Below are 11,121 nucleotides of genomic sequence, written 5' to 3' on the forward strand. Positions count from 1 at the left end.
CTTAAACCGAAATGACTTTCCGCGGAGCCAAATCTTAACTCTAATTTTGATTACACTCGCAATCATACTCAAAAATCAAACTCGAAAGGCACAAAAAAAGCCCTTCCGATAGGGAAGAGCTTGTAAAGAGGGTGGATGAAAAAAATGTGGATGGCTATATGGTCAGGTACTTGCCATGGGAGAAGTCCTGATGTTCGTTAGAGAAAACATAGCCCAACTGGTTGGACAAGCATTGGGTGTTGCCTATCCTGGCATCGATGTTGGTGTGCGAATGTCCGTATATCCAATAGTCTATGCCGCTATCGGTGATATAGTCCTCCAACTCTACGGTGAACGCCACGTTTGCCTTGCTGCCTTGAAACTTTGGGTGGAGCATACGGAACGATGGTACATGATGGGTGACAACAATCTTATGGGCTGCTTGCGAATATGCCACTGCATCCTTGATAAAGGTGAGGCAACGTTCATGCTCAGCATTGAATTGGGCATGGGTCATCAGCTCACCTTTATATAATATACGGCGGAAGTCGCTTATCACTTGCTCGGTGAAGTAAGCGTCCTCCAAAGGAATCCTCGACCAAAGGGTGGAGAGGATGATGTCGGTGTCGCCAATCCTCGCAATACCGTTGTAGTGGCTGAATACATTGGGACGTACCTCCAAGAGATAGCCGTCGGGCAGTGTCGCCACATCATAATATTTGTAGAACTCATGGTTGCCCATGCAGCAATGCACCTCCTTGTAGTTCTCCGATGCCCAGTCCCAAAAGGGATGCTTGGAGTAGTTGTCATCGCCGAGATAGCCGATGTCGCCGGCAAGCAGCAGTATGTCGCCCGTCACCTCCAAGGGGTGGGCTTTCAGATACCGCCAATTGTCGGCAAACTCCAGATGCAGGTCGGATGCGTATTGTATCTTCATATTGGTCATGCTTCTATAAACAATTCATCCAGTTGATCTAACAGTCCGGTCACAAATGCCTCGTCTTGACCGAGTGACTTTGACAATGGTTCTGCGAGAGTTGACCAGTCGGCTCTGATGGAGGCGACAAACTCCCTTATACATGCCACTATTGAAGCAGGAGCCTCAATGTTGTCCTCAGTCATTATGACCACATTTTTCAGGATGTCCGAACGGTGCTTCTTGATGTCTTTGGTGTTCACATGCTTGCCGTCCCGCTTGTCTGCCATGAGATTTAGGTAGGCTCTTGCCTTCAGTGCTATCAAGGCAGCGGAATTGGCATGGCGTATGCCATCAGTCAGTTGGCTGTGTGCGATAGTAAAGTGATAGTAATCATCGTCCATGATGATGGCACTAAGACTCGACACATCTTCATCGGTCGGGATAGGTTCTATGACAAATCCCTTTGGCTCTCCAAGCACGTCGGGGTGGCGTGACAGCAGTTCTATCATCTCGGGATAGCCGTCTTTACCATCAAGGAAACGATACATTTCATACCTTGGTGGCTCACCAGCCTCCTGTTTCCTCTTTTCAGGTCGATAGCCAGCCTCCCGCACAAACTGCCAGAAGCGATTGGCGAAAGCCTCGGTCATGTTCTCTACGATGACTATCATGTCGATGTCGTGTGTGGCGCGTGGACGCACCACGGTATTGGTCATGGTGATGTCACAGGCTGCTCCGCCTATCACCACATAGTTTTCTGAGTATTCCGCAAATGCTTCACGGAACTTGACTAATCCTTCCATTTCTGTTCACTGATTATTCGTTCTACTTCTTTTTCTACTCTCGGATCATCATCATCTCTCAACGAAAGGACAAGGGAAAGGCGATCAACCCACTGGCTTTTGTCGCCCATTTTGCTGACAACAGGGTATTTCCATACCTCTATGATATAGTTGCCGTCATAGATGTTGGGATTCTCCATGACATCAGCCGACTTGACGGCACGATATTCCTTGCTTGTCATCATTATCATCTCTTCCCGGTCACGATTAAGCATGGAATAATGTGCCAGGGCATTGATGCCGCATACGGGGTATTCCGCATCCAAGCGTATGTCATCGCAAAAGATGCGGTTCTCCACAGGTGACAGCAAGACGTTCTGAGCCTTGTCCCACAGTTCCTTGCCCTTCAACTCGAAGTGTACCACCTTGCTGCGCTGTCCGTTCTGAATCTTTTGACACAGTCCTACATCTTCAAGACAGGTGACACCCAACGTGACGCTTTCGTAAGAATATGGAAGCAACGGTGCAATATCCCTTGGCGACATTCCTTCAATACTGCCCACCTGTAGGTGATAGAGTAGTATGTATTGCGCCACAGGGGTCAATACTTCGGCAATCTTCCTGTTGCTTGTCTTCTCCAATGCTATGATGCCTGGCAGATGGGCATATTCCTCGGACATGACAAAGAAGACTCCTTTGTCTGCCAGTCTGTGTCGCTCGTAGGTGGGTCCGGGCGCAAGGATAAACACCGCAGGCAGTCCCAGGGCTTCGGTCAACCGCTTGCCCGTGATGGCGCAAGTCCGTGGAGAGGGATTGCCCTTCTTGGGCTCAACGAACAGCAGGGGCGTGCCTTGGTATGTGCCATCATAGAAACGGTATGAGAGTTTCTCGCCAACCGTGATGCCTTTCAGGCTTTCCTTGGCACGAGGTTCCACCTCAAAGCGTCTGCCCAATATCCTTATTTCTTTTTTCAATTCCATTCTGCTACATTTTAATAATGTATTAAAACGATGCAAAAATAAGGATAATAATTGAGAATCAAGCATGTTTGGGCGAAAAAGTGCAGATTTGATATGTAATTTCAATGCATTTGAGCCATTTTTGCATCAAATGATGGTGTTTTCGTCTTTATAATGTCATTCAGATGCCGTTCGTTTCTTCCTCATCAGATAGTCGTTGACATCCTTGTAGTCGGCATATCTGAAGGACTCGTCCGTCACCCTGTACTCGAATACATTGCTGATGCTCTCAACCGTCTTGCGTCCTGCCTGGTCGTTGTCGAGGAAGCAATGGATGTGGGTGTAACGGTCAAGGTAATGCAATGCCTGTTTGAGGTTGGCGACTGAGTTCAGTATCATATAGTCGCAAGGGCTTTCAACGACAAACCATCGGTCTTGCTGTTTAACGAGGGTCATATAAGCAAGGAAGTCCATGAAGCCCTCAAAGACCAGACAACCGTTTTGCCACTCGTTGAACGTATGGGCAAGCAGGGTGATGTCCTTATGCCCGATGCAGCCCTTGAAATAGGGATTGCGCACCTCATGTCCTTCACTCAGATTGCCAAAGGCAATGCCATAGTAATGTTTTTGCTCAACCTTGTAGTGTATCTCCCTGCAATACATCCTGCCAATGGTGATGTCTATCCGTCGGCTACTGAAATAGGACAGCAGAGAATGGTTGCTCAGTGGGAGCAGCTTCACATCGTTCATCTTGGTTGTCGTGTATTCCTTGGCTGCGATAGCGGTCTCGATTGCCTTATCCACAGTGGCAATACTCTTGGACGCAAGGTAGGCAAGGGCATCGGAAACGGATTGTTTGTTATACATACGCTTTACCAGCTCCACAAGGTCACCGCCCTCCTTAATGGCGTAGTCGTACCACAGGTTCTCCTTCTTGCTGACCTTGAACGATGCGGTCTTCTCGTCCCTGAAGGGTGACAGATACCAGTAGGCATTGCCCTTCTTCTTTTTCAGCGTTACATTCTCCTTGTCTAAGAAGTCTATAATGCTCAGTTTCTTCGATTGTTCAATATTCATTGTACTTTCATTTGTTCGGTTTTACTTTGTCCATGGAAACAGTTTACTTTACCCTTTCTCCTATATAGGCACACCCGTAAACTAAACCATTTGCTAAACTACTTTTCCGCTTCCCAATTCAGCCTCCGATTTCGGTTTACTTTGGCCTTATTTCTTATATATAGGTACGGACGTAAACTAAACTGGTTTCTGAACTGTTTTTATTCCTCTTCATGGAACAGGTCAATCTCGGCAGGTGTATATCCGAAATAGTAATGATTATCCCGCTTCACTATGAGCTTTTGCTCGTTAATCAGGTATTTCAGCATTTTGATGATGACGCTTCTGCCACGCTTAAAGCCAATGTCTGCATAGGCTTGCGTTAATTCCTCCACCATGCGATCGAATCCTTTGATAGGTTTCTCCTTGAATGCAGCCGTCAGCGCCTCGTTATGCTGTTCGGATGTCAAGTCTTGGTAAGTAAACCTTGACGGTTGCTTGTCACCTTCTTCCTTCTCCGGCGTGTGCTCGACAATCTCTGGCAACCCTTCCTCATTGACTGTAAAGGCAAACGGCTTGAACTCCTTCTCACGGATGTGCATCGCCTTCACCTCGCTGATGTCGGGATTGGTGGTGCTCTTGGTGATGACAAGCACCGTCTCTGCCTTGTTGTTCATCTCCGTACCGATATGCCCGCGCACGTTATTGTCGCCCTTGTTCTGATGCAATACGCAATGGATGTGCAGGTCATACTTTGATGACCATTCCATCATCTTGTTGATGACCTCGACCGATTCTCCCGCATTGTTGATGTCGAGAAGCAGGTCTCTGATTCCGTCGATGATGACCAGTCCATAGCTTTGGTCTTGGGCAAGCGCATAGTCTATGACCTCTATCCTGACGGAGGGCGTGTACTCTCTCAGACAGATAAAGTCAAGGTTCTCGTTGTCGATGCTTGTAGGTAGACCAGCGAGCTTCAGGATGCGCTCCAGCACATTATGGCAGTGATAGCGGCTCTGCTCCGTATCTACATACAGTATCTTGCGTTTCCCCTCTGGCAGACTGGCGCGATAGTTCAGTACCTTGCCGTTGGCGAGGGAAGCGGCTACCAAGGCAGACACGTTGAAGGTCTTTTTCGCCTTTGCCTTACCAGTAGAAGCACTGAAGTTGCCCAATGTGGCTATGCTGGAATTATCAACCCATATAATCTGAGGAGGTGTTTTATAAGTATCTGTTGCCTTTATCAACGATTCGCTCAATATGCGATTGAGACGCTGTACTCCTTCCTCTTTTGAGTTAGGCTGTACATGTTTGTTATTTTCTTCCATTTTCATTCTTTCGGATTATCAATTTCTATTTTCGTTACCATTCCAATGACCTCTTGTTTGTTTTGGAGCAGCCACTTGTCGATTTCTTCTCTATTAAAATACAGCATTTTTCCCCTTGGCTTATAGTGTGGAACTTCTTTTGCGGCTGTAAGTTTGTATAGCAGGCTTTCAGAAACACCAATATACTTACATGCTTCGTCAAACCCCAAGACGGTTTTGGTCTGCTTGACCATCTTCTCCAATTCCTCGATTCGCTCTATTAGTTTGTCAATAGGTCCCAAAGCCTCCAAACTGTCTTCTATTGCGACAATTCGCTCATAGAGTCTAAAATGTCTTTCATTCATGTGTCACGTACCTTAATTAAATTGTTTACAGACAGTAGCACGGTTATATTAGCCGTCTATTCTTTCTTTGTGTAGATAGTACATATTCCTCTGCTTCTCTTTGAATCTCGTTCTTCGATTTGCCCTTGGTTCCTTGAAGCCATTCATCTATCTCAGATTTGAGGAACATGATGCGTTTGCCTCTCTTGTGAAACGGTATTTCCCGATTGCTTGTCCAGCAATATATGGTATGCTCTACCGGATGTGTTGGGAGATAAGCACATAATTCAGCAACCGTAAACCATGTTTCTTCTTTTTCTGATTGAACAAGTTCATATATACCATCAATCTTGTCTTCTAATGATGACAGCTTTTTCAGTACCCCCGTTATAGCGTTGGGAATATCTTCAAATCTTATACTATTTTCTTCCATGCTAATTATTTTTTATGATTTTTGATGCAAAGTTATGGGGAGACTGTCACTAAATAGAAAAAGTAACGTGATAGTAAGGCAGTATCAACCAAACTATCACGTTTTTACTTTCATTTAGCAGAATTATTGTGATTTATTCCTCTCTTAATATCTGTTCGATGGATTTGCAGATGGCATATTGACTTGCTGTCATGGAAACGTTTCTTCTTATCCTTGAAAGAGAAGAGGAAAGACAACTTGAAGTTATGAATTTCTCTGTTCCATCCTTTTTGATACTGGTTAAGAAGCGACCTTCTCCCATGACATATTGCCAATTATTGTTTATCAAATGGTATTGAGCCATAGCGTCAAACAGTACGGCTACATTACGTACATTCTTTACACGGATAGATGCGTCCAAGTCGCACTTGAATAGGCGACACAACTCGCTACGCACATCACTGTTGTCGGCAAAATCAAATATGTCGTGACTTTGGACAAGTTCTACCAACAAATCCATCTGTCTGTCTGACAATTGGCATCCCAAAGTGAGGATGGACGATTTCTTTCGGGTAAGGATTGGCAGACCAGTACCCACATGTTGAAGAAACAACTCAATAAGTTCCTGCTTGGAATAATCTTCTTTTTTCTTGATTATTGACACACACTTAGAGTCTCTAAACAAAGTACCAATAATGCCAATTGCCATCTGTCGCGAGTTCTTACAACGTGCACAATCACAGTCAATATATTGGTGACTGCGCTCAAATAGTTCTATGAAGTACTCTGTCTTCATATGATTCTTTTCAGCTTGAAGATACCAACTTCTTGCGATCTCAAACAACTCATACAGTTCTCTGTAGAAGTCTTCTGTACACTCCACATGTTTGTGGACACGCTTGCTCTCTTCAAAAAGAGAGAAGCCAAAAAAGGCTGTCTTTTTTCATTTTTATCTGTTTATTGTTATAAATGTTTGGTTTCCACGAAAGGTTAAAGTGCCAAAACAATAGCATCATTACATAGAATGTTGAAAATGAAAGGCACTAAAAACCACCTGTACAATAAAGGACTTATTGATACAAGTGGTCTTCTATACTAAGTGCTTACAAATGATAATCACTATTCATCTATGTCCAACTTAAAAGCTTCTGTAGCTTCATCTTTCTTCTTGTCAATTACTTTTGCGTAGATTTGCGTGGTTTTTACATTGGTATGCCCTAACATTTTGCTTACGGTATATATGTCTGTACCGTTAGCCAATTGTAACGTTGCATAGGTGTGGCGGAAGCAATGAAAGGTGATGTGCTTGGTAATCCCTGATGCTTTTACCCACCGTTCCAAAGGCCTAGATATCCATGAAGGGTCAGGCAGTCCGGCAAACACCAACAGTTCTCCGTCTTTCTTGCGCTCACCGCAAAGCTTGTATGCCTGTGGCGATATAGGCATGTATTCAACGCCCTTAGTCTTCTGCTGAGTGAAATTGAGACGGTACCCACCATTGTATTCTTCAACCTCTGACCATTTAAGCTTTTGAATATCGCTATGTCGCATTCCTGTCAGTGCAGAGAACAAGGCTGCCCGTTTTAGTATATCATCACACGGAGTCTTTGCCAATATATTAAGTTCTTCCAGTGACAGATACTCTCTTCGAGCACTCTGAAACATGATATTTTTAGCCTTGGCAGCAATATCACAATTCAGATAGCCATCCACGAAAGCTTGTTTGAGTGCCGCCTTGAAGATAGAGAAGTACGTCGATGCCGTATTCCTTGAAATAGTTCCTTTCTTAGAACCACCCTGCGGTGCCTTTATCAAGAAGGAACGGAATGCCTCAATATACTTCATGTCAATCTGCGAGAACTGTATGTAGTCACACTTGGCAAACATTGACAACAGTGTGTGCAATCTGCGCCAGTTGACAACTATCGATTCTGACGCAGTTTCCTCTCTTTCTTTGATTAACTTCTCAATATACTCCAGAACATTGCATTTTGAGCGTTCGCTTTGTTCTGCCATTTCCATTTGCTGGTCAGTAAAGAGAGCCATGTTGTCGTACTCTTTTTGACGCAGGACTCGAACGCCATCCGCATAAAGGCAAGTTTCCATATCTTGCTTGGATTTACACTGAATAACGCCATTGTCATCTCGCTTGGGCTTGTACTTTATTCTACCAGCAACGGCTCGCTCGCTTCGTCGTTTATCCCATATAGGGGTAGTAATAGACCTCCTGAGATATTCACGCACTCGTTTGGGTTTGTCATTTCCCGTCTCATAAACAGGATAAGCTTCAAGATAGATGAACCACTCATCTCTCCACTCACTTTTCTTTAATTTGACGGAGACTTTAGTATAATCTAATCTTTTCATAATGGTTTTATATCTTTATAAAGTTTGTCTATTGATTCCTTGTGAGCATACACATAATTACCGATTTGCCGGGTCGGTATTGAGTATTTTCGTATATGAGCATACACGGTGCTGTCATCCAGATGAAATTTCTTGGAAATCTCACCTATTGTATAGCAATCCTCTGGTTCCATGCGGTACATGGTAACTGGTTTCCTTGGCTTGGTGTCAAGCGGAGACTGTCTTAACGGAAACAGATTCATTAGTTCTCCTTTGCATACAAGTCGTATTCCTTTCTCTGGCTCAATGAAGGAAATCTTTTTCATGTAGATGAGCCTATAAATGGTTGAGCGGCTTGCACCAAACATAGCATACGCTTCCGTTATGCTGATATACTCTTTAGACTTGGGCATATTGCTTACAATCTTGTCCAGTTCAAGTTGGCGTTTTTCTTCATCATGCTTACGCTTCCACGCCACCTTGGAGCATTTGGGTGAACAATACCAGGACTCCAAAGTCCTTGCGAAGAACTCTTCTCCGCACACAGGACATTTCCGTACTATCTTATACTTTGCTACTGCCATAATTCATTCATTTTGTAGTTCTTAATATCTATTCTTCTCATCATATCTACTTTTTCTTACAGGTACAAATAAGGTACAGATGTTTATAATAATAACGCAAAGATAGCAATATTATTGTGTACGGCCAAAAACAAGAAAAGCGTGTAACTCATTGAGCTACACGCTTTCCATTTGATATTGTATTCTTATTTCTCTATGTGCTTATTTCACTTCCTCGAAGTCAGCATCCTGAACGTTATCGCCATGCTTGCTATTATCCTGACCAGCATTCTGACCTGCATTCATATCAGGACCAGCCTGTGTACCACCTTGGGCACCCTGTTGTGCATACATTTCAGCACTTGCAGCCTGGAACGCAGTATTGATTTCTGCCATAGCCGTATCAATAGCAGCCAAATCCTGAGCCTTGTGAGCATCTTTCAGTTTCTGCAAAGCAGCTTCAATCGGAGCTTTTTTATCAGCAGGCAACTTATCACCTAATTCTTTCAGCTGATTTTCTGTCTGGAAGATTACACTGTCAGCCTGATTCAACTTATCAATCTTTTCACGTTCTTTCTTGTCTGCTTCTGCATTAGCTTCAGCTTCAGCCTTCATCTTTTCGATTTCTTCCTTGCTCAAACCGCTGGAAGCTTCGATACGGATTGCCTGTTCCTTACCTGTAGCCTTATCCTTAGCAGATACCTTCAAGATACCATTCGCATCGATATCAAATGTAACCTCAATCTGAGGAACACCACGACGAGCCGGAGCGATACCTGACAAGTTGAACTGGCCAATTGACTTATTCTGAGCAGCCATCGGACGTTCTCCCTGCAATACATGAATCGTTACTTCACTCTGATTATCAGCAGCAGTAGAGAATGTTTCACTCTTACGAGCCGGAATTGTAGTGTTAGCATCGATTAACTTCGTCATTACACCACCCAATGTTTCGATACCCATTGACAACGGAGTAACATCCAACAATACTACACCCTTGATTTCATCTGTCAAAACAGCACCCTGTACAGCAGCACCGACAGCTACTACTTCATCCGGGTTCACGCCTTTAGAAGGAGTCTTTCCGAAGAAATCTTCTACCAGTTTCTGTACAGCAGGGATACGAGAAGAACCACCCACAAGGATTACTTCATCAATGTCAGAGTTGCTCAAACCAGCATCGCTCATTGCTTTCTTACATGGTTCCAGACAAGCCTGAATCAATCCGTGAGCCAATGATTCGAATTTTGCACGAGTCAGAGTCTTAACCAAGTGCTTAGGTACACCATTTACCGGCATAATGTACGGCAAGTTGATTTCTGTGCTTGTTGAAGAAGAAAGTTCAATCTTAGCTTTTTCTGCAGCTTCTTTCAGACGTTGTAAAGCCATCGGGTCCTGGGTCAGGTCAGCGCCTTCGTCATTTTTGAATTCCTGTACCAACCAATTGATGATTACCTGGTCAAAGTCATCACCCCCCAAGTGAGTATCACCATTAGTAGAAAGAACTTCAAATACACCACCACCAAATTCAAGGATAGAGATATCAAATGTACCACCACCAAGGTCGAATACGGCAATCTTCATATCTTTGTGAGCCTTATCCAGACCGTAAGCAAGAGCTGCGGCAGTCGGTTCGTTTACAATACGTTTTACTTCCAGACCTGCAATTTGTCCGGCTTCTTTAGTAGCCTGACGTTGAGAGTCAGAGAAATATGCAGGAACAGTGATGACTGCTTCTGTAACTTCTTGTCCCAGATAGTCTTCAGCAGTCTTCTTCATTTTCTGAAGAATCATTGCAGAGATTTCCTGCGGAGTATACAGACGTCCGTCAATATCAACACGCGGAGTGTTGTTATCACCTTTCACTACTTTATAAGGAACACGTTCAACTTCTTTTTGTACCTGATCCCAATTTTCACCCATGAAACGTTTGATTGAGAAGATCGTACGTGTAGGATTAGTAATAGCCTGACGCTTAGCAGGATCACCTACCTTACGTTCGCCACCATCTACAAAAGCAACTACAGAAGGAGTTGTACGCTTACCTTCGCTGTTTGCAATTACTACAGGTTCGTTGCCTTCGAATACGGCAACACAAGAGTTTGTTGTTCCTAAGTCAATACCAATAATTTTTCCCATGATCGTTATTCTTTTTATTTATTATTATTCAATTTCTTTTTGTCCGGTTGTTTTCTTTCTCTTTGTAAGAGCTTTCAAACGGACGCTTATTAAAAAACAAACCATGTGCCAAAAAGAAATCAGACGGATACATGACATATTTTCTGCCAAAACGACAGTTTCAAATCTAAATTACTGCTGGCAGAGTCATACAGAAGCCGGGCAGCAACTGCTTCTTTAAACAAATGGAAACGGCTCTGGTTCAATAAAGAAAACGAATTCATCAGAAAGGAATAAAAAAATATGGGGCTGTGTCAAAACTAAGGCACATCCCCT

The 11,121-nt window shown here is 43.8% G+C and carries 11 protein-coding genes; all 11 read right to left on the bottom strand.

What is annotated here, in order from left to right:
• Positions 1-154 precede the first annotated feature (154 nt).
• On the bottom strand, positions 155-925 hold the full coding sequence (locus tag HMPREF2794_RS02960) for a metallophosphoesterase (RefSeq protein ID WP_007837351.1): 771 nt from the start codon (positions 923-925) through the stop codon (positions 155-157).
• Positions 922-1,701, bottom strand: coding sequence for a hypothetical protein (locus HMPREF2794_RS02965; RefSeq protein ID WP_005812861.1), 780 nt, complete (start codon positions 1,699-1,701; stop codon positions 922-924). Before HMPREF2794_RS02965 ends, HMPREF2794_RS02960 begins: the two co-directional genes overlap by 4 nt.
• On the bottom strand, positions 1,689-2,660 hold the full coding sequence (locus HMPREF2794_RS02970) for a hypothetical protein (protein WP_005812863.1): 972 nt from the start codon (positions 2,658-2,660) through the stop codon (positions 1,689-1,691). The genes HMPREF2794_RS02965 and HMPREF2794_RS02970 overlap by 13 nt, the downstream gene beginning before the upstream one ends.
• Positions 2,661-2,816: 156 nt before the next feature.
• Positions 2,817-3,716, bottom strand: coding sequence for a toprim domain-containing protein (locus tag HMPREF2794_RS02975; protein ID WP_005812865.1), 900 nt, complete (start codon positions 3,714-3,716; stop codon positions 2,817-2,819).
• 200 nt (positions 3,717-3,916) lie between these two features.
• Positions 3,917-5,023, bottom strand: a complete 1,107-nt coding sequence (locus HMPREF2794_RS02980; RefSeq protein ID WP_005812867.1) for an AAA family ATPase — start codon at positions 5,021-5,023, stop codon at positions 3,917-3,919.
• 2 nt (positions 5,024-5,025) lie between these two features.
• Complete coding sequence (locus HMPREF2794_RS02985; RefSeq protein WP_005812869.1) at positions 5,026-5,367, bottom strand: helix-turn-helix transcriptional regulator; 342 nt, start codon at positions 5,365-5,367, stop codon at positions 5,026-5,028.
• A 43-nt stretch (positions 5,368-5,410) separates the two neighbouring features.
• Positions 5,411-5,779, bottom strand: coding sequence for a helix-turn-helix domain-containing protein (locus HMPREF2794_RS02990; RefSeq protein ID WP_004320284.1), 369 nt, complete (start codon positions 5,777-5,779; stop codon positions 5,411-5,413).
• A gap of 133 nt (positions 5,780-5,912) precedes the next feature.
• On the bottom strand, positions 5,913-6,641 hold the full coding sequence (locus HMPREF2794_RS02995; protein WP_007837349.1) for a hypothetical protein: 729 nt from the start codon (positions 6,639-6,641) through the stop codon (positions 5,913-5,915).
• 236 nt (positions 6,642-6,877) lie between these two features.
• On the bottom strand, positions 6,878-8,125 hold the full coding sequence (locus HMPREF2794_RS03000) for a site-specific integrase (RefSeq protein WP_005812874.1): 1,248 nt from the start codon (positions 8,123-8,125) through the stop codon (positions 6,878-6,880).
• A complete protein-coding gene (locus HMPREF2794_RS03005; RefSeq protein ID WP_005812876.1) occupies positions 8,122-8,688 on the bottom strand; it encodes a hypothetical protein in 567 nt (188 codons plus the stop codon). Before HMPREF2794_RS03005 ends, HMPREF2794_RS03000 begins: the two co-directional genes overlap by 4 nt.
• A gap of 201 nt (positions 8,689-8,889) precedes the next feature.
• On the bottom strand, positions 8,890-10,806 hold the full coding sequence (gene dnaK / locus HMPREF2794_RS03010) for a molecular chaperone DnaK (RefSeq protein ID WP_010537261.1): 1,917 nt from the start codon (positions 10,804-10,806) through the stop codon (positions 8,890-8,892).
• Positions 10,807-11,121 lie beyond the last annotated feature (315 nt).

This window comes from Bacteroides sp. HMSC067B03 (assembly GCF_001811315.1).
Taxonomy (GTDB): Bacteria; Bacteroidota; Bacteroidia; order Bacteroidales; family Bacteroidaceae; genus Bacteroides; species Bacteroides faecis.

Bases quoted from the DNA above. Each gene is read 5' to 3' on its own strand.
- HMPREF2794_RS02965 (WP_005812861.1), bottom strand. From the start codon at position 1,701: ATGGAAGGATTAGTCAAGTTCCGTGAAGCATTTGCGGAATACTCAGAA.
- HMPREF2794_RS02960 (WP_007837351.1), bottom strand. From the start codon at position 925: ATGACCAATATGAAGATACAATACGCATCCGACCTGCATCTGGAGTTT.
- dnaK (WP_010537261.1), bottom strand. From the start codon at position 10,806: ATGGGAAAAATTATTGGTATTGACTTAGGAACAACAAACTCTTGTGTT.
- HMPREF2794_RS02990 (WP_004320284.1), bottom strand. From the start codon at position 5,779: ATGGAAGAAAATAGTATAAGATTTGAAGATATTCCCAACGCTATAACG.
- HMPREF2794_RS02975 (WP_005812865.1), bottom strand. From the start codon at position 3,716: ATGAATATTGAACAATCGAAGAAACTGAGCATTATAGACTTCTTAGAC.
- HMPREF2794_RS02980 (WP_005812867.1), bottom strand. From the start codon at position 5,023: ATGGAAGAAAATAACAAACATGTACAGCCTAACTCAAAAGAGGAAGGA.
- HMPREF2794_RS03000 (WP_005812874.1), bottom strand. From the start codon at position 8,125: ATGAAAAGATTAGATTATACTAAAGTCTCCGTCAAATTAAAGAAAAGT.
- HMPREF2794_RS03005 (WP_005812876.1), bottom strand. From the start codon at position 8,688: ATGGCAGTAGCAAAGTATAAGATAGTACGGAAATGTCCTGTGTGCGGA.
- HMPREF2794_RS02985 (WP_005812869.1), bottom strand. From the start codon at position 5,367: ATGAATGAAAGACATTTTAGACTCTATGAGCGAATTGTCGCAATAGAA.
- HMPREF2794_RS02970 (WP_005812863.1), bottom strand. From the start codon at position 2,660: ATGGAATTGAAAAAAGAAATAAGGATATTGGGCAGACGCTTTGAGGTG.